General features: G+C 30.3%; 8 protein-coding genes. 4 read left to right on the top strand and 4 right to left on the bottom strand.

Annotation, left to right across the window (positions count from 1 at the left end; all coding sequences use genetic code 11):
• Positions 1 to 132 precede the first annotated feature (132 nt).
• The 4 genes from LPB302_RS08980 (at position 133) to LPB302_RS08965 (ending at position 4,202) form a co-directional block, all read left to right on the top strand.
• Positions 133 to 1,125 (top strand): sensor histidine kinase, encoded by a 993-nt coding sequence (locus LPB302_RS08980; RefSeq protein WP_053973862.1) that lies wholly within the window; start codon positions 133 to 135, stop codon positions 1,123 to 1,125.
• Entirely contained in the window at positions 1,122 to 1,844 is a 723-nt protein-coding gene (locus LPB302_RS08975; RefSeq protein WP_053973863.1) for a LytR/AlgR family response regulator transcription factor, read from the top strand. The genes LPB302_RS08980 and LPB302_RS08975 overlap by 4 nt, the downstream gene beginning before the upstream one ends.
• A gap of 38 nt (positions 1,845 to 1,882) precedes the next feature.
• Entirely contained in the window at positions 1,883 to 3,205 is a 1,323-nt protein-coding gene (locus LPB302_RS08970) for a sugar MFS transporter (protein ID WP_053973864.1), read from the top strand.
• 109 nt (positions 3,206 to 3,314) lie between these two features.
• The gene (locus LPB302_RS08965) at positions 3,315 to 4,202 is read left to right on the top strand and encodes an aldose 1-epimerase (RefSeq protein WP_053973865.1); all 888 of its coding nucleotides are present in this window, start codon (positions 3,315 to 3,317) and stop codon (positions 4,200 to 4,202) included.
• Positions 4,203 to 4,211: 9 nt separating this feature from the next.
• Here LPB302_RS08965 and LPB302_RS08960 read toward each other — a convergent pair whose 3' ends face one another.
• Genes LPB302_RS08960 through LPB302_RS08945 form a run of 4 tightly spaced genes read right to left on the bottom strand, consistent with a single transcriptional unit; the run spans position 4,212 to position 21,582 of the window.
• Complete coding sequence (locus tag LPB302_RS08960; RefSeq protein ID WP_053973866.1) at positions 4,212 to 5,168, bottom strand: PorP/SprF family type IX secretion system membrane protein; 957 nt, start codon at positions 5,166 to 5,168, stop codon at positions 4,212 to 4,214.
• 4 nt (positions 5,169 to 5,172) lie between these two features.
• Entirely contained in the window at positions 5,173 to 16,284 is an 11,112-nt protein-coding gene (locus LPB302_RS08955) for a T9SS type B sorting domain-containing protein (RefSeq protein WP_082329768.1), read from the bottom strand.
• A gap of 21 nt (positions 16,285 to 16,305) precedes the next feature.
• Positions 16,306 to 17,913 carry a PorP/SprF family type IX secretion system membrane protein gene (locus tag LPB302_RS08950; RefSeq protein ID WP_074613506.1) on the bottom strand — a complete coding sequence of 536 codons (1,608 nt, stop codon included), beginning with the start codon at positions 17,911 to 17,913 and terminating at the stop codon, positions 16,306 to 16,308.
• On the bottom strand, positions 17,914 to 21,582 hold the full coding sequence (locus LPB302_RS08945) for a T9SS type B sorting domain-containing protein (protein ID WP_053973869.1): 3,669 nt from the start codon (positions 21,580 to 21,582) through the stop codon (positions 17,914 to 17,916).
• Between the last annotated feature and the right edge of the window lie 36 nt (positions 21,583 to 21,618).

Raw genomic sequence — 21,618 nt, 5'->3', positions numbered from 1 at the left:
GTTAAATCGTAAATATATTATTAATATTGTCACAACTTAATGCGTTTTTAGCAAAAAAAATCATTTAATACAACCATTATCATATTGTTCAATAAAAAAACAGGAAACGCTTTTGCAATCAAATATCATGTGATGTTTTGGTTAGGTTATTTCTTGTTTAATGTTTTAAGATGGGGTAGTTATTTTAATGATTATTGGTATTCTGTAAAATCTAACTTGGTAGAGTTTCCTATACACATCATCTTTGTGTATATCAATATTTATTATCTAATTCCGAAGTTTATTTTAAGAAAAAAGTATTGGACATACATTTTATCTTTAGCTGCAATGTTAGCTTTGGTTTATTTGGTAAGAACAGGTTTAAATTACCTGTTGGTAACTAAAGATATTTGGCCAGAAGCAGATAACCCAGCTCAGTTTATGGAATTTAACCATATTATTGCTGTGGTTTTAGGGGAGCTTTATGTAATTGGTTTTGTAACTGCCATTAAATTGGTTATAGATTGGTCTATAGAAAGAAGAAAGAATGAAGATTTAGCAAAGCTACAGCTAAGCACAGAGCTTAAATATTTAAGAACTCAAATTCAACCTCATTTCTTTTTTAACACCTTAAATAATCTTTATGCGTTAACCTTAAAAAAGAGTGATAATGCTCCAAGATTAGTAATAAAATTGTCTGACATGATGCAGTACATTTTGTACGATGTAAATAGTTCTAAGGCAAACTTGTTAGAAGAAATAATTCATATTAATAATTACATAGATTTAGAACGTCTGCGTTTTGAAAACAGGGTAGAAGCAGAATTAGATATTACTGGTGATATAGAAGATGTAGATGTACCACCTTTACTATTTTTATCATTTGTAGAAAATTGCTTTAAGCATGGTATGAAAGGCACAGATAAATTAGAGATAAAAATCAACTTTACAGTTTTGCCTAATCATTATTTAGAGTTTACAATATCGAATAGTTTTAACCCAGAAAATTCTTTAGAAACAAACAACGGAATTGGTAATGAAAATGCAAAAAGACGATTAAATTTGCTCTTTTCTAATAACTACGTTTTAGAGACTCAAATTGAAGGAAATACGTACAATCTTTTTTTAAAAATCCCCATTAAATGAAAATTAAGTGTATTATAATTGATGATGAACCATTAGCAATTACTGTAATCGAAAATCACTTAAAGAATTTTGATCACATAGAAATTGTAGAAACATTTAATAATCCATTAAATGCATATCGTGTTTTAGAGCAAGAAAAAATAGACCTTATTTTTCTAGATATTAATATGCCAAAAATGACGGGTTTCACGTTCATAGAAAACCTGAGTTATAAACCACTTATTGTAATTACAACTGCCTACAGAGAGTATGCTGTAAAAAGTTACGAGCTTAATATTTTAGATTATTTAGTTAAACCAATACCATTTAACCGATTTTTAAAGACTATAAATAAAGTATATCAACAAGTATATATTAGCAATGCCAAATCAGATGTTACTTTAAAACAAGAACCACATATCTTTTTAAAAGTAAATAAGAAGCTAATTAAAATAAATCTTAATGATATTCTATTTATAGAAAGTTTAAAAGATTATATAAAGGTAATTACCACTTTAGGAGATTATGTTGTTCATAAATCTTTAACAGCAATAACAGAAGAATTACCACAATCTAACTTTATACGTATTCATAGATCTTACACTATTTCTGTAAATAAAGTAGTTGCTTTAGAGGGCAATACTGTAGAAATTTCGAATAGAAAAATTCCTATTGGTAGAAACTACGTAAAACAAACCAAGGAGCGTATTTTTAACATCAATGATGATAAAGAAAAGTAGGCTTTCGTAAAATAACAATCAATCTCAATCAAAAATATATGGCTAATTCAGCACAAAAAAACAGTACTCTAGTTCCAATTATTATAATTGCAGGACTATTTTTCATCTTCGGATTTGTTACTTGGATTAATGGAGCATTAATTCCGTTTATGAAAACCATAAATGAACTTACAGATGCAGAATCTTATTTAGTGGCATCTGCATCTTACATCTCTTTTGTGGTAATGGCTTTACCAGCTTCTTCTATAATTAACAAAATAGGTTACAAAAAAGGAATGTCTTTAGGATTGATAATTATGGCAATAGGAGCTTTAGTATTTATACCAGCAGCAAATGCCAGAACTTATTGGATGTTTCTAACCGCTATTTTTATACAAGGTGCAGGTATGACTTTGTTACAAACTGCCTCTAACCCATATATCACTATTTTAGGACCTATAGAAAGTGCTGCAAAACGTATTGCAATAATGGGTATTGCTAATAAAGTTGCAGGATCTTTAGGTTCTGTAATTTTTGGTGCCATTTTATTATCTGGAATAGATGAAATAAAAGACAAATTATCTGTGGTAGATGCCAATGAAAAAGCCAGTTTATTAGATACAATGGCTGATAGTGTAGTTACACCATATATTGCAATGGCTGTAGTTCTTTTTATACTTGGTATTTTAATTAGAAAAGCACCTTTACCTCATGTAGAAGCTGCACCAATAGAAGAAAACACATCTGGTGCAAAAGCAAAATCAAGTATATTTCAGTTTCCGCATTTATGGTTGGGAGTATTAGCTTTATTTGTTTATGTTGGTGTAGAAGTAGTTGCTGGAGATACGATTATTGCATATGGAATATCTTTAGACATACCTGTTGAACAAGCTAAGTTTTTTACCTTATTTACGTTAATGGCTATGGTTGCAACTTATGCATTAGGCGTTATTTTAATTCCTAAATACATTAGTCAAGCTTTTGCTTTAAAAGCAAGTGCAATTTTAGGGATTTTACTTTCTTTCTGTATTGTGTTTACTTCTGGTTTTACATCAGTTTTATTTGTAGCAGCTTTGGGTATAGCAAATGCTTTAGTTTGGCCAGCAATTTGGCCTTTAGCTTTAACAGGAATGGGTAAATTTACCAAAACAGCATCAGCACTTTTAATTATGGCAATTTCTGGTGGAGCAATTATCCCTCCATTATATGGTGCTTTAGTAGACAATAAAAAGGAAAGTTTAATGGTTGATGGTGTAAGTGAAGTTTCAGCAATGGCAGAGGCTGCATCTTTTGGATATTGGATTCTATTACCTTGTTATTTAATTATTTTCTATTATGCTTTTTGGGGTCATAAGGTTGGCTTAAAAAGCATTAAATCTTAAAATTTTATAAACTCGATTGTATTTCTTTTTGTCATTAAATGAGAACTTGTATTTTTAAAGAAAGTTTGTATATCAAACTTTAATAGTTATCAATTTTTAAAGAGTTGCTGTGTTTAAAATTAATGAGTTAAAAGAAAACGACTTTTCAATTGTAGAATTGTCTAATGCATCTAAAACATCAATTGCTAAAATTTGTTTAAATGAAGGTGCAAGAGTTGTAGGTTTACAATTAAATGGGAAAATTATAATAGAAGAGCAGGCTAATTTTGAGTATAAAAATTCCTATGCCTCAGCAATTTTATTTCCATTTGCAGGTAGAGTAGAAAAGGGTGCTTACTCTTTTAAATTTGATGATTATCAACTAGACTGTAATGATCATAATAATGCAATTCATGGTTTGGTTTATGACAAAGTTTTCGAAATTTTTGAGCCAGAAGAACATCAAAATAATTGCTCTGTAACTTTTAATTATTATGAAAAAAAGCCTTTAGCAGGTTTTCCTTTCAACTATTTTTTATCTATTACTTATACCCTTTTTGAAACACATTTAAACACAAGAGTTACTGTAAAGAATATCGATTCTAAAGCTTTTCCTTTTACATTAGGTTGGCATCCTTATTTTAAAAGTTCTAATTTAAATGAAAGCTCTTTAGCACTTTCTAGTACGCAAAAAGCAGTTTATAATGCGAATATGGTTGCTCAAAAATTAGAGGAGTCTGTATTTGAAGGTGAAATTGAATTAAAAGACCATCAATTAGATGATTGTTTTATTTTAAAGAATGATTATGTTGTATTAAAAACACCAGATTATAATTTAAAAATAAGCGCAGATGCTAAGAAGAATTACTATCAGGTTTTTACTCCAGAAAAACTCCCATTAATAGCAATAGAGCCATTAACAGGAGTGTCTAACAATCTAAATAATAAGATTGGGCTTCAAGTTTTAGAACCTGATGCAACTTATGTTCAAAATTGGGATTTAAAGTTGGTTGATTAAACTTTTATCTTATTGAAACATATAAAATTTCTTTGTACATCTTGCTAAACTTTCTCTTTTCTTAAAGTCGAAACCAAGGGTAATCATGTGTGAACCCACATTAAAACTTTGTGTGTTATTTATATTTATTCCAAAACCATAAGAAGCATATAAATTACCAGATTTAATACCTATTAAAGGTGCAAACGTATTTGGATTAAACAATTGATCGTTTAAAAAATTATAGGTGAAACCTGCCCAAATATAGCCACTTGCTGTTCGTTTTCTAATCTTTAAATTTAGGTCTGTTCTAGATCTTTGGTCACCTTCAAAATATTCTACAAGAATAGAAGGTTCAAACTCATAATCTCCATAAAAACGAGTAAAAATATAGTAGTTATAAAGCGAATATCGCCTTAAAATTACAGGTTCTCCATTAGAGAAAAACCGATCTTTTTTATCTAAAAGATTAGAGGCATTAAAACTTACTCCATAATCATTGTATCTGTATAAAAAACTTACATCAAAATTAGATGTATTAAAGTTTAAAGTATTCCCTAAACCTGCATCTAAATCTTCGAAATTGTTTGCATTTATATTAAACATTACCAAACTATAGGTAAATCCAAAAGAGAAAAAACTTTGGTTTACATCACTTAGAATTAAATGACTTGCAAAGGTTGCTTTAAAACCTTGTTGAGATGTATTACCATTTGCATCTTTAAAAACGGTTAAACCACCTCCAAACCTGTCTGCAAGCCTGCTTTCTATAGATAATGATTGTGTTTCTGGTGCATTTTTAATTCCAACCCATTGAGTTAAACCATTTAATCGCATTCGTAAACCAGAGCCAATACCAACATAAGCAGGTGTTATTGCAAAAGGGTTGTCTCCTAAATAGTTTAAATATTGAGGGAGGTTTACTTCTTGTGAACTTAAGTTTGCACTGCAAAGCAAGGTAATTAGTAGAATATATATTTTTTTCATTTTTTTATCTGTATAAAGTAAAGTTGCCCATTAATCTTCTTCTTACTTGTGGTTTTTGATCGTAATAAATTACGTACCAATAATCACCTGAAGGAAGTGGTTTGTTATTGTATAAACCATCCCAACAATTGTTTACGCCTTTAAATCTTTTAATTAATCTACTATATCTATCATAGATTAAAACTTCTATATTATGGTATTCTTTTACTTTAGTAGGATACCAACAATCGTGTTTCCCATTTCCATTTGGTGTAAAGAAATTCGGAATTTCTATATCTATGAACTCACCTAAAATAGCCACGTATTCAATACAACCTCTACTGTCTTTTACAGCAATATTGTAAATTCTAGTTTCTGTAATAATAAATGTATTCTCTTGGGTAAATGGACCATTATCTATGCTGTAAGAATATGGAGGTACACCACCAGAAGCATTAGCTATTAAGGTGTTAATTTCTGAAGTATCTATTTCTAAAATAATATCAGGGTTTGATTTAATAGAAATAGTTTCACTAGCAGAACAACCGTTTTTGTGTGTAGCTGTAATTGTATAATTACCAGGAACTAGATCAATAAAAATACCTTCTTGTTGATGGTTGTTTCCGTTAATGGTGTAGGTAATTTCACCTTCGTAAAGATCATCTACGAAAGCAAAAACAGTAGCATTATTATTACAAGTATATTCAGGAGATAATACTAAGTCTAAATCTACACTTGCTTCTAAATCTACTGTAAAGTTGGTAGTACAATCATTTGCATCTAATACAGCAATTTGATATGTTTTACCACCTTCTAAATCTGAGAATATAAACTGATCTTGCACAAAATTACCATTGTCTAATTGTACTCTGTAAGGTGCATTACCACCTACAATTTCAATTTCAAAACCACCATCACTTTCTCCAACACAGGTTGCTTGTTGAATGTTTTTTAAGCTTACTTCTAGCTCATCTACTTCATCAATAACAACATCTGTAGATACTACTTCACAATTTAATTCATCTTTAATTGTAATTTGATAGGTTCCTTTTGCAAGGTTTGTAAATGTATTATCGGTCTGAAAATTAGTGCCATCTATACTATAGCTAACAGTTCCTTGTCCACCTGAAGAGGTAACAACAACAGTACCATTGTTTCCCCCAAAACAAAGTATGTTTTCTGTTGAAACCTCTTCTATTATAAGTGGATTAGGATTATTAATTATAACTTGTTCAGTTACCTCACAACCATTTTCATGAATTGCAGTAATTGTATAAGTACCACTAGCTAAATCTGTGAATATACCTGATGTTTGTGCATTTCCATTATTTATTGAGTACTGCACTTTATCTGATGATGAAGCATTTACTGATGCTTCAATTGTAGATAAGTAATTGCTACAGTTTAGACTATTGATTGTAGCTAAATTAATTGCTACGCCTGCTTCTAAATCTACAGTAAGATTAGTGGTACAATCATTGGCATCTTTTACAACAATTTGATATGATTTATCACCTTCTAAATCTGAGAAAATAAGTTGGTCTTGAATAAAACTATTATTATCTAATTTTACTTGATAGGGAGCAGTACCTCCTACAATTTCAATTTCAAAACCACCATTATTCTCATTAAAACAAGTTGGTTGCTGAATGTCTTTTAAACTTACTTTTAGTTCAGCTAGTTCATCAATAACAACATCTGTAGATACAACTTCACAATCTAACTCATCTTTAATTGTTATTTGATAAGTTCCTTTTGCAAGGTTTGTAAATGTGTTATCAGTTTGAAAATTAGTGCCATCTATACTATAGTTAACAATTCCTTGTCCACCTAAAGCATTAACAGTAATAGAACCATTATTTTCTCCAAAACAAAGAATATTTTGAGCAGAAACAGTATCAATACTTAATGGAATTGGATTATCAATAATTACTTGCACAGTTACCTCACAACCATTTTCATGAATTGCAGTAATTGTATAAGTACCGCTAGCTAAATCTGTGAATATACCTGATGTTTGTGCATTTCCATTATTTATTGAGTACTGCACTTTATCTGATGATGAAGCATTTACTGATGCTTCAATTGTAGATAAGTAATTTGTACAACTTAAAGTAGTGTTTGTACTTAAATTAACTTCTACAGCTTCTTGCAGAGGTACTACAATAAAATCTTCACAACCTTGAGCGTCTTCAATAAAAATAACATAAGATTTACCACCTTCTAAGTTTTGAAATGAAAGCTGATTTTCTATAAAAGGAGCACCATTTAAGCTTGTTTTGTAAGGAGGGTTTCCACCAGTAATCTCTAAATCGAAAGAAGCATTTTTACTTCCTAAACATAACTCTTCTTTAATGTTTATTGCATTAGATGATAGTTGATCTGGCTCTATAATTTCTACAGTTTCACTTACAAAACATCCACTTTCATCTTGAACTGTTACATTATAAATACCTGCAGGTAAATTATCAAAAACATTAATAGACTCATATTTAATCTGATCTATACTGTACACCAATTCTCCTGTTCCTCCAGTTGCATTTATAACAATTCTACCATCTAAATTTCCAAAACAACTAATGTTAGAAACTACAACTGGTGTTTGTATTTCTAAGGCTACAGGTTCTGTAATTGTATAACTTTCTGTTGTATAAACACAATCTTCACTATACACTCTAATTTTAAAGGTTCCTGATGATAATCCATTAAAACTATTGTCATTTTGCCTGTTTTGTAGAATTACATCAGCATTATCTAATAACTCATATTCATAATCTCCAAATCCACCACTTGCAATTGCACTTAGTACAGCACCATTTTCTGCAGCACAACTAACATTGGCAGCACTTGTATCTAAAATAGCAGTTAGCGGATTTAAAGCATCTATTTCTACAATTGCAGAAGCTTCAGAAATACAACCATTAGTATCTTTTGCAAAGAATTGATGTGTACCTACTGTAACTTCAAATATTGGAGAATTGGTAAACGTAATTCCGTCATTACTATATGTATAATTTCCTGATCCACCAATTGCATTAAGTGTAACTTCAGATAAATTAGAAGAACAAGTAATACCAGTTGTAATATTTGCAATTACATATACAGCATCAGGATTATCAATTAAAACACTATAAGTTTTAGTACAAGAATATTCGTCTGAAATAGTAATTGTATAATTCCCTGCTGTTAAATTATCAAAAACATTACTTTCTTGTTTAACACTTAAAGTGCCATTATCTTTTTGAATTTGATAGTAATATTTTACAGGGTTTCCTTGACCACCTGCTACATTTGATACAGTAATTGCGCCATCTTTTTCACCAAAACAAACCAAATCTGATACAGTAATATCTGCTGTAATTTCTAGCGGATTTTGCAATGAGAATGTTTTTTCTATAACACAATTAAACTTGTCTTTTACAGAAATGATATAATCTTCTGCAACTAAGTTTACAATAGAATTATTTGTGCTGTAATTCTGTACAATTGTTCCTGATGAGGTTGCTAATTGGTACTGATATTCTTGCCAGCCACCAAAAGCATCTATCAATAAAGTTCCACTATTTGATGAAACACAGGTAATAGGTGTTGTATTAAATGTAAAATCTAATGCTTCTGCAGGACCTTCTATAGAAAAAGGTGTAGATTCTACATCACAAAAAGGCGAATCTAACTGTGTAATTTTTATATAATATTCACCTTCTGTAATTCCATTTAGAATAGTTTCTCCTGAGCCTGAGCCAGTAAATGTTGTTGGTGTATTTGTAATTTTATCAATTACAACATAATCATAAGTACCAGTGTAAACTGTTGTAGTTGCAAACTGAAAAGAAACACTACCTGTTGCACTATTTGCACAACTTAAATCGTTGGTTTTTTGTAGAATTATCTTAAATTCATTTACATTTTCAATAGTATAATTGGTTTCTAAATAACAGTTTGTATCTAAATTAGTTACACCAATTGTATAATCACCTTCTGCTAAATCTGTGAATACACCTATTGTATTTGTTTCTGAAAAACCAGCATTATTTGAAATTGTAAACGATTTGTTTGCACCATTTACTTCTGTATTTGTTGTTACAGAAATAGAGGCTCCGTTTTTACAATCTGCATTTACATCTTCTGCAACAAATAAATCTGTTAATGCATTAAATGCGTTGATACTTGTTTGGATAGATGAAGAACAGCCTTTATCATCATAAACAACAATTGTAAAATCTCCACCATTTGTATCACTTAAAATGAAAGAGTTGTTATTTCCTGATTGAACAATAACATCATCAACAGTTGTTGCTGTTCCTTTATTGTTAAAGAAATCTATTTGTGTGTAAATTCCACTTCCACCAATTATTAAGTTGGTATCTATTGAAATACTTGCGTTTATTGCAGTATTACCTGTAAGGCATGAAAAATCTGTAACTGTTGGAGTAGGAATTTGAATAGGATCGAATTCAGTTACAGTAACATTTGCTTCTACAATTGTACAATTGTTATTTGCTAAAGCAGTTATTGTGTAAACACCAGGTGCAACATCAATAAAACTATTGGTTGTAGCATTAAAACTACCAGATAAAGGTGATATTGTATATGTATAATCTAAACTAGAGTTGCTGTTTTGTAATGCTATAGTACCAGAATTATTGCCTGAACACGTGCTATTATCTACGCTAAAAGTAAACGTAGGTTCTTCTTTAGTTAAGACTTCTGTTGTTATACTTTTACTACAATTAGTTGTTACATCGAAAACAGTTATGGTATAAACATCTGCATCTGATAACTGAATAGTTTCAGTAGCTGAAGCCAAAGCAGTTCTAGAAATTACTGCTGTATTTAAACTGTTTACAACTTCATATTCGTAATTATTAGAACCTTGTAAAACATTAATTTCTATGTTAGCATCACTATTTAAAGTACAATCTAAATTTTTGTTTATAGTGGCCTCAAAATTTAAAGGAGGATAAATAGTTACATTTTCTGGTAGACTTAAACAACCATTACTATCCATAATGATAGCTTTATAATTACCTGCAGCTAAATCGTAAAAATTAGCATCAGATTGAAAAGTTGAACCATTATCTAACGAATAGAAATATGGAGCTAAACCTTTTGTTCCATTTATGGTAATGCTGTTGTTTATTGAACATAAATTACTAGTGATATCTTGTATTTCTGGTTTTTCACTAGTATTAATAATTACATTACCTAAATCCTTTAAACAAGAATATTCATCAGACACAGAAACATTAATAGTTGATGCAAGTGTGGCATCAACTAAATTATTAACATCAATTTCTATAGATCTGTCTTGTGTTGTAATTGGGTTAACAAAGTTTGCACTTGTTAGCGTAAATGTATAATTACCAAAACCACCTGAAATGGCATCTATATTTACGATTCCTGGTTGATTACAAGTAATTTCTCTTAGTACAGAAACAGTTCCGTTAATTGCTGCACCTTTATTTATTGTTGCATTTCTGCTACCCCAAGAACATGCATTATTTGTAATTACTAAATAGAAATTACCTGCAGGTAAATTAGAAACTACTATATCATTTAAGTTATTTTGAGAACCATTTCTAATACCTACATTGGTATCTACGTTAAACAATTGCCAATTTAAAGTTCCAGATAAATTATTACTAGGATCATCAATAGCGAAAGTTAATTCACCTGTATCTGCAGTAGCACAGGCTTCATTAGTTACAGTTGCAGAAATATCAACTTCTGGTGTAAATTGATCGTAAATATCTACACTATTTTCTTTGATACAACCTGTTGCATCTTTTACATAAAAGTAGTATCCTAAACCTGGAGTTAAATTATCAAAAACATAAGTTGTTCCATTTACAATTGTTGGAGACACCCAATTTGTTGTAGAATTTACAGCAAATTCATAAGGAGCAACACCATCTTGTGCTTCTACTGTTACTTGAAAACCGTCTTTACAGTCTCCAGTTGCAGATGAGCTAACAATTAAATTAGATACATGAAATGGCATTCTAAAATTATCTAGCACTTTTGTACATCTAACAGAAACTCCATCTGTTTCTAATAATCTAAGCATAGGTGTAAATAATGTTCCAGAACTTATGCCCATAAACGTATTGTTTGTAGACCAAGTAGTACCATTATCTATAGAATACTCAATGGTATAAGGTGCATAACTTGTTGCTGTTATAAATTCAACTCCAAATTGATTAAGATCTGTTACACCACAAGTTGGTAAAATAGGATTTATTGTAGCTGTTAATTCAACAGGGTTTTCAATTAAAGTATTGATGGTTTTTGTACAATTATTTGCATCAGTAATAGTAATTGTATAGTTGTCTGCATCTAAATTGTAGAATTCTTTACTACTAGTATAGATATCTGTAATTGTATCAGAAAAACCTAAAGTATTGGTTATGGTAATTGCATAAGGTGTTTTACCTCCTACAAAGTCTAAAGTTATATTACCTTTTTCATCAAAACATTTTGGTTGAATTACAGTAGCTGTAATGTCTAAATCAGGGGCTTTTGTGATTGTTACAGTATCTAAATACTCACAATAATTAGCAGCACCATTGTTGTCTCTTACATAAACCTTATAATCACCTGCAGTTGCAATATTTTGGGTGTTTGCTGTAGCAAAATCAGCATCAGTAATTGTAGCACTTGCACTAATAAAAGCATACACATAGTTTGCATCTCCACCAGTTGCAGAAACGCTTATTGTACCAGGATTACAACCAATATCTAATGTTACAATACTAGCATTTAGTTGATCATTTAAGATGATATTTTGTTCTAAAACTTCACAAGAAAAACCATCTTTAACTTCAACTGTATATGTATTAGGTTGTAGATTTTTAAAGGTAAATGTATTTGGGTTTGCTGCAGTTGGCGATTGCCAAGGACCATTATTTAAACGAAATACATAGTTATCATTTCCTTGAGTAACATCAATTTTAATTTCTCCATTTGCACCATTAAAACAACTAGTAACATTGGTATCAATTAATAATGAGCTTGGAGAATCTACTGTTATTGTAGCATCAACAGCAGCTATACAACCTTTGGTATCTCTAGCCTTAATGTTATAATTGCCAGCAGTTACATTTGTAATATCATCTACCCAAGTTGCTCCATTGTCTATTGAGTATTGATAAGGAGGGTTACCACCAGTTGCAGAAACTTCTATTGTTGCAGTATTATTGGTACAAGAAACTTCTTGAATTATGTTTGCTGCAACTTGTATTTCATTTGGTTCAGTTATAGTAGTTGTTCCTAAATCTAGCTCACAACTATCTGATTTTACACGAATATTATAATCGCCTTTACCTAGATTATCTATAGTTAAGGGTGATGTATTTGCAGTTATCCAAGCTCCACCATTTAAAGAATATTCAAAAGCTGTGTTGTAGTTACTCGCTTCTAAAGTTATACTACCATTAGCATCACCAAAACAAGAAATATCTGTAGAATTTGCAACAAAACTCTCAAAACCTTGGTTGGGTAAAACAGTAACTTGTACTTCTTCTAAACACTCACTGCCTATGTTTATAGCAATAGTATGATTGCCTTCTGTAACATCACTAAAAATATTGGTATTTGTAAAAGGATTACCATCTAAGCTATATAAATAGCCTGCGTTAATTGGTAACACTTCTATGGTTGCATTTCCTGTACAAGAGTAGGTTAAGCTAGTAGTAAAATTAGGTGCAGTTGGCAAAGGATTTATAGTAATATCAGGAAGTACTAATGTACAATCATTAGCGTCTTTAATGGTTGGTGTGTATATGCCATCAGTTAAATTTGGGAAACTTATTTCTTCGAAAAAATTAACACCATCAATACTGTAAGTGTAAGGTGTATTACCCCCAGAAACTGAATCAAAAGTTATGGTTCCATCTGTTATACATGTATAATTTTGAGTAATTGAAGCATTTCCAGAAATTTTTGAAGCTTCAGATATGGTAATCTCTTTTATATAATTACACGTGTCTAAAGCTTTAGTGGCTCTAATTAATACTTTATAATTTCCTGCAGTTAAATTGCTAAATAAGTTTTCGGTTTGATAATTTGTACCATTATCTATGCTATAATTTAAGGTGTAATTATTTAAATCTTGATCTGGAGTTAACGAAAAACTTCCATTCTGATCTCCATTACAACTCACATTCTGTATAGATTCAGAGAACGTAAATGAAGGTTCTGTAATAACTTCTGTTGGATTAGAAAAAGTAAAACAATTATTGCCATCTACAATTACGAATTGATATACGCCTTCATTTCCTGGTTCAATTTCTAAGTAGCTATCTGTAAAAAATTCCATAATAGGAATTGTGGTTGGGTTTGCATAAAGCTCTACACCATCTATAGACCAAATTGCATAGTTATAAATAGGGTTACCTCCAGTAGTTGTTAGGTCTATTCTACCATTTGTACAACTAATATTTTTAGTAGTAACAGCAGTTAATGCTAAAGGTTCTGGTTTTGTTATGGTAACATTACCCTCAAAGGAACAGCTATTTGGTGCTGTTACTTTTACTGTATAAACACCAGCTTCAGAAACAACAAATGTATGATCATTGTCTATTTTTGGAGATGTTTCAGATAGCAGTTGACCGTCTTTTAAAAGTTGATAAACATATTCGCCATCTACATTATTTACTTGTACTCTAATAGTACCATCAGAATCTGAACATTGAATTTGATTTACAATTAAATCTACTTCTATATTTTTTTCAAAAACATCTATTGCAGGCAATTCATAAACACAAGAAGTTGTAGAACCGCCTTTTTTTCTGATAAACACAGAATAGCTACCTGCAGCAGTAATATCAAAAGAGTTGCTATCTTGAAAAGCATTAATATCATTAGTTAAACTAAATTGATAATTTGCTGGAATATTATTGATAGTGATATTACCAATTGTACCACAAATTAAATCTGTTTTATCTACTAAAGGATCTAATGTTGCTTGAAAAACATCAAAATAATAACGTTTAAAACAACCACCTTGTGCTCTAATTTCTACCCTGTATTTACCTGGTTCATTTGCACTATAATCATTACCTGTTTTAATAGTGTTCCAAGTACAAGAACTGTTAGTATTTGGGCAATCTGCACTGCTATCATCTATACAAGAATCTTCATCTAGCTTTTGCCATAAAATGGTATTTGAATTATAGATATTTGTTTTTATAAGTTTGGTGCTTTCTGTACCACACAAATAAATTTCTGAAAGTTCAGAACCATCATCTGAACAAACTTTAACTTCATCTGCAAAATCGATTACAGGGTTTGGTTGTGTAATAAAAGAAACCACATTTATAATTTCTTGACTACTAATACAACCAACAGGAGCAACTTTGTCTACTGTGTATGTACCCACTTTATCTACAGTAATTGTCTGAGTATCTCCAATAACATCTCCATTTGCATTTTTCCAAGTATAAGATAAAAAGCCAGCACCTGCTGTTAAATCTACTGTATCTGTACATAATACTTCTTCTCTTTCGTAAGTACATTGATCTACATCTGCTAAAAAATTAGATGGCCCTTCATAACCTCTATTACAAGCATCTAACCCAAAATAGCTTGGAGTGTTATTTGTGGTTACTCCATTTATTTCTCCTGTGTAATCTACAAAAGCTTGATTTTGAATAATGTTAGAACAAACGTCTCTTAATTCATTACAAGATTCTACTACTTTTACTTTTAGTCTTATGTTGTATGTTGGGTCTCCTAATTCAACTAAATTATCAGGAATATCAAAGACAAGTTCTCCTCTAAATTCGTTAGCTATTGTTGGTGCTTGATAAGTATAAGTTACTCCTAAAGGAACAATAAGTTCAGTTTCTAATAAATCTACATTTTTAGGTAATCTGTCTACAATTTTGGTATTTATTGAGTTGTCATTTCCTTTATTTCTAAAGGCAATATTGTACCAAATTTCGTTACCAAGATTCACTTCACCTCCAGAAATATCATTACCATTTGCATCTTCTATAGTTTTTACAAGTTCTATATCTGGTTCAATAATTTCTACACTCATTGCATTTAGAAATACCCAATAACCATCTCCACTTGTGGTTAATTTGATATCTGCATCTGTTTGATTATTTGCAATAAGTTGATTGTTGATATTGTTTAAGTTAAACACATCAGCATCGAAACCTAATGTGTTTTCACTACTAGGATTTCTGTTGGCTAAAAATTGATCATTTATGGTAATAGAACCATTAAAGAAGTTTGTTGCTGGATTTGTGTTTGGTGTAGAAAGTGTTTGAAATGTTCCATTTACATCTTTCATTTGAAAACGATCTCCTTTAATCGATTTATCACCTTCTAAAGCAGCAACTAACATTTTAGCTCTTACTGGTCCATTAGGTATGGTTTTAAAACCAGAGTAAGAAACTTCTGCATTAACAGAGTTAGAACCTCCTTTTACAGCTGTAAAACCATCAAAAATAGATACTCTTCTTGTTGGCTCTAATTCGTTTTCATAAATAACAACCATAATCCAACCTGCAGAAGAACCAGTGTTACTTTTTCCTCTAACAGTTGCTTTAATATTTGCTGCAACATAATCTCCATTAGGAGAATCTTGTGCATCTATAATTGAAGTGATGTCTTTAAAACAAGTGTAAACAATTTTCTCTTTTGTTCCTGAAATGGTTGGGCCATCAAAAATAACATCACCTGTAACGTCTTGATATTCTTCATTAGGTAACTTAAATTTAATGGTGTTAACCTCAGTATCCCTTGTACTATTTACGTCATTCCAGTATTTTCTAGGATAAACAGCAGACCAGTATAACCCAGCAAAAACTACTTTAGAACAACTTGGTAAATTTAATGCTGCCTTACTTGAAGAAAATGTAGATGCATCATTATCTATATCTATATAATCTAAATTTAGCTTATTATTTCCTTGACTTCCATTATAATCATCATTGGGTACAGTACCATCTTGATTTTTACTTACAATACTATTTGCAATAAATGTGATGTCTCCTTTAAGGTTTACACCTCCATTTTGTAGCCTTTGTTTAAATTCTACGAAAGTTTGTGAGTACGATTGATTTGCAAAACTTATAATTACAATCAATGCAATTATACACTTCTTTAGGGTTTGTTGGGTATTCATCTTGTGGGGGTATTATGAATGTTAGTTTTCTACTTGTAAGATCCATTTATCGTGAACATATTTTCCGTTCACATTGTTATAAATTAATTTTAATATTTCTCTTTTACTCTTTGAAAATGATATGTATACGTACCTGTATTTTTTAATAGGATGTATAAAATATTTAGGGTTTAAATCATTTTCTTTTAAATTTTCTACAAAAGAATTTGCATACTTTTCTTGCGAGAAAACATTTACAATTAGGTAAAAACCTTCTTCTAGATCATCTGTTTTTTTAATGATTTCCATTTTAGGTAAAACAGCAGTTTTCTTTTTTTCTTCAGCTATACTATCCTTTCTAATTTGAGAGGTTTTAAGCTTGTCTTTTATTAATATACTATCTTTCTCATTTTGGAGTTTTTTGTTCTTATTTTCTATTGATAAACTGTCTTTCTGATTTTGAAATTCTTCGATTTTATTTTTTAGGGATATACTATCTTTTTCATTTTTGATAGATTTGGTTTTATTTATAGCTTTTAAACTATCAATCTGATTTTGAAGTGCTGTTATTTTTTTGTTGATTGATAATACATCATCCTCATTTTTTACAATTTTTATTTGTTTTGAATTTATAGTGTCTTTTTTAATTTTTTGAGTTTCATTTTTTTCAGTTTCTGTATTTATCAAATTTTCTTCTATAGTATCAATTTCAGTTTTTGGTGATGTATTGTAAGTAATTGTATTTGTTGGTTTTTTAGAAAATGAATACACAATACCTAGCTCACTTGTTGGTCCTAAATCATTTTTACCAGTTTCATAAACGTAAGAAATGGCTACTTTTTGAGATAGCCTAATACCTAAACCTGCTGATGATCCAAAGAAATCATCATAACCACCTTGTATCCAACCCAATTTTGGAACATCGAACAAAACATTACCTGTAGAGCTGCTGTTAGAATTGTAATTAGCGCTATAAAAAAATCGTAAAACACCATCTTTTAATAGGTTAATATTACTTTTTAAAGGTTCAGTAAACTGAGCATGAATAGAAAAAGACTTTTCTGAAAAAGGCGTAATAAACTCGCCTTCTTTTAAATTATAATCTACAATATCTCTTAAATTAACACCAATATTAAACTTGCCATAATTGTAATTAATACCTGATTGTAAAATCATATTCGTTTTTTCTTGAAAGTTGAAAATTACAGCATCTGATGCAGGGTCAACAATTCTGGTTCTATCAAGATCAAAATGGCTAAACATAAAGTTAAACCCAACAGACAAGTTACTTTTGGCACTTAATTGTATTTTATAAGCGTAGTTTGCAATGGCTCCAAAATTGGTAAAAACGCCAATTCTTTGTCTGTAAATACCAACTCCTGCTCCAATGTTTTCATCAATTCTACCAGAAAAACCAAGAATGTTTAGCACAGGAGAACCCTCAAAACCTATAAAGCTATTTCTACTTAAAATGGCAATTGATTTATTAGTTTCATTAACCACAGTAAAAGTTGGGTTCAGTAAATAGGTGTTCTGTTTCACAAAACTTTGAGATGAAAATCGATTAAAAATCTTTTCCACAGAATCTTGTGAATACAGTGATGTTACTGTACAAAATAAAATAATGATATGTCTTTGTTTTCTACACACTTATTTTAAAATATTTATGGTACCTTTTTTAATAATATTCTGTTCATCTCTTATGATATAGAAATATAAACTGGCTGTTTTTATATTAATGTCTGGCCAATTATTTTGATAGTTTTTTTGCCTTAAAACAGTTCGTCCAGCATTAGAAATGATTTCTACTTCTATATTGTTTTTAAATGCAAACTCAGGTGGAATTTTCCAAGAATCGTTTACTCCATCTCCATTTGGCGTTAAAATATTGGGCACATAAATGTTGCCTGAAACTACAAGAACAGTAAAGAATTTTTCTATAGAACAACCATTTAAATAGGCAACTACTCTATAATTACCAGCTTTATTTATGTCTACACTAGAAGAGGTTTCAATAAGATTATTATCTTCATCAAACCACTCATAAGTATCAGCTCCATTTGCAGAAATGGTAATTGTTTCTCCTTCTTGAATGGTTATTTCATTATCGAAATTAAATTCGATAGAATTGCCATCAAAAGACTTAATGTCAATTTGATCCGAGATTCTTGAACACCCAAATCCAGTAGCTTCCACTGTATAATTACCAACTTCAATAACTTCTAGAGTAGAATTTGTTTCACCTACAATTTCTGCATTGTTAAAAAACCATTGGTAGCTTAATCCATTAATTTGTGTGGTAGAAAGCACTACCTCTTTATTTAAACAAAGGGCATAAGTATCATCAATTGATGAAATTGTAATTTCTGGTAGCCCTAATTTTATGTTTAAAGTATTTGATGTTGATGTTATAGCACCATTTCTAATTCTAAGAAAATAGCTTCCATTCTCTTCATAATTATTGATTGTTATAGCACTGTTTGTAGTACCTGTAATTATATTGTTGTCTTTATACCATTCAAATTCTAAAAGTTCTATTTGACCAGAAGTTAATTCATAAATACCACCATTTTTACCTTTTACTTCTATGCTATTGTAAGTAAGCTGAGTTTGTAAAGAAGAACATTCAGAATAGTTTTGTAAAGCAGTAATTGTAGTTGTAAAACTTTCAACAGCATTTACAGAAATAGCGTCTATAGCTTTAGTTTCAGAACATCCATCTAAAGATTTTTCTACGATAGCATAGTAAATACCAGGCTGTGTTACAGTTAAAGAATTTGTATTTGAGTTTGGAATTTCTATATCATCTTTAAACCAAGTAATTATGGCATTTTGAGCATTATGAGAAATGGTTAGTACTTTAGTTTCGCCATCTAAAATAACGCTTGATGCTCCTGTAGAAGTAGCTATTGTAAAATTAGTGTCAAAATTATCAATAACAATATTGTTCGAAGTTTTTGCACAACCTTCTTTATTGGTAACCTCAATTTCATAAGCACCTGCAGCATCTATTTCTAGAGTAGCTTCTGTTGCTCCAGAAATAGGAGAACCATTTAAAAGCCATTGATAAGAAACTCCATTTTGTTGGGTAGAACTGAGTATAATTTGTTTGGTGCTGCAGAATGTATTTGTTTGATCGTTTGAATTAATTACAGGCTCAAGAACACCTAAAACAATGTCTAATGAATTTGATTTAGATTTTATACTACCATTTGTAACTTCTAATACATAGTTTCCATTTTCTACATGTGTATCTATGGTATATTGATTGTTGGTAAATCCGTTTAAAAGAACATCATCTTTGTACCAATTATAGCTGAGTAAACTAATTTGAGCACTGGTTAAATCGTGCACATTTTGATTTACATCTACAGCTTTTATGCTTTCTAATAACAACTGAGTTCTGTCTGATGTACACTCAACATAATTTGGTAAGGTTGCAATTTTAGCGTTAAAACTTTCAATTGAATTTACAATGAAATTTTCAGAGCTTTTAGTTTCAGAACATCCATCTACAGTGTTTGTAACAGTTGCATAGTAAGTACCACTTTCATTAATGGTTAAACTTGTAGAGCTTGAGTTAGAAATTAAAATATCATTTCTAAACCAATTAATTACAGGGTTTTCTGCATTGTGAGTAATTTCTAAAACCTTTGTTTCTCCAAATAGGATGAATGTTTCAGAAGTTGAATTTGTACTTATGGTAAAATCACTATCTACATTAGTAATTGCAATTTCGTTAGACGTGGTTATACAACCATTTGTGTCTGATTGCTCTAAATAATAGACTCCTGTTTCAGAAACATCATAAGTTTCATTTATAGCATTTGGTATTGCAGTACTGTTTAAATACCATTGATAACTTAAACCCAAATTTACACTTGAAGTAAGCGTAATTTGTTTGTTATCACAATAAGAATTTGATGTGCTACTAGAAGTTATATCTATTACAGGTAGCTTTAAACTTACTTCTAAACTATTAGATTTTGAGGCAATTGCACCATTAGTTATTTTTAGAAAGTAAACCCCATTATTCTCATAAGTGTTTATGTTGATTTGCTTTTCTGTAGCTCCATTTACAACTGTATTATCTTTTAACCATTCAAAATTTAAAAGAGCAATTTGAGCATCAGATAAATCATAAGAAACGTTGTTTATATCTATAGCTTTTACAGAAGCTAAACTTAGTTGTATATCTGATGAATCACATGCTGTGTAGTCTGTAGCTGTGATTATTGTTGCATCAAATTCTATGAAACTAGATACTACAATATTTTCAGAAGGTTTTGTTTCAGTACAATTATTAGAAGTACTTTTTACAGTAGCATAATACGTTCCTGGTTCTGTAATGTTTATACTAAGTGAGTTGGAATTTGGAACCTGAATATTATCTTTAAACCAAGTAATTTCTGCATTTTGAGCATCGTGAGTAATGGAAAGCTCTTTGCTTTCTCCTGCAAAAATATTAATAGAATTTGCGGTGTTAATTTCAACAGAAAAATCAGTATTTACATTTTCTATTGTAACTGAATTAGATGTGTAGCTGCATCCAAACTCATTAGTAACCTCTAGAGTATAAGAGCCTAAATCAGTTAAATCAGAAATGGTTATTGAAGGTGTATAGTCAGGTAAACTAGTAACTTTTACTCCGTCTTTAAACCAAGAATAAGTATATAAATTATTATTAACACTTGCTTCAAGAAGGTAAGTATCGTTTTCACACAGATACACATTTGTATCTCCTAAAATTTGAGCTTCTGTAGCATCACTAGTGCTAACTTCTACAATATTAGAGGTTGCTGGTGAATTACATGAGCCGTAATAAATTTCGCAGTAATATAATCCTGGAGAATTTACAGATAGAGAATTGCCTCCAAGAGTTAATTTCTCTCCATCTTTATACCATTGATATTCATTATTTGAATTGCCATCAGCAATAATTTCTTTGCTATCACCTTCACAAAGAACAACGTTTTCAAAATTATTTAAGGTTAACATATCTATAGACATGTAATAGGCTTCAAAAGAATCTGTTTCTGGGCTATAGGTTTCTGGTGATGAAGATTTTACGCGAATTTTATAATTAGCACCAGCTGTATTTACAGGTATTTGAAACTCAGAGGTGAATCTAAAAGCACTGTTTTTATCAGAAATTGTTTTTAAAGCAGTTGGAGTAGTAAAATCACCATCTTTGTTAGATAGTTCAATGGTAAATTCATTATCAGAGTTAAATACATTATTGATAAATGTTACTTCTAATTGGTAAGAATTGAAGGAATCACTAGCACAAGCATTGGTAAATTCTAAAACAGGTTTCAACAGTTCTTGAGAAACAAGAACTTGTGTACTAAGTAG

The organism is Polaribacter dokdonensis (genome assembly GCF_024362345.1).
In the GTDB taxonomy this organism is placed as follows: Bacteria; Bacteroidota; Bacteroidia; order Flavobacteriales; family Flavobacteriaceae; genus Polaribacter; species Polaribacter dokdonensis.
The sequence above is the reverse complement of the archived record's forward strand: the minus strand, read 5'-3'. Positions and strand labels throughout refer to the sequence as shown.

Coding starts and splice junctions, on each gene's coding strand:
- LPB302_RS08980 (WP_053973862.1), top strand. CDS start 133: ATGTTTTGGTTAGGTTATTTCTTGTTTAATGTTTTAAGATGGGGTAGT.
- LPB302_RS08975 (WP_053973863.1), top strand. CDS start 1,122: ATGAAAATTAAGTGTATTATAATTGATGATGAACCATTAGCAATTACT.
- LPB302_RS08970 (WP_053973864.1), top strand. CDS start 1,883: ATGGCTAATTCAGCACAAAAAAACAGTACTCTAGTTCCAATTATTATA.
- LPB302_RS08960 (WP_053973866.1), bottom strand. CDS start 5,168: ATGAAAAAAATATATATTCTACTAATTACCTTGCTTTGCAGTGCAAAC.
- LPB302_RS08955 (WP_082329768.1), bottom strand. CDS start 16,284: ATGAATACCCAACAAACCCTAAAGAAGTGTATAATTGCATTGATTGTA.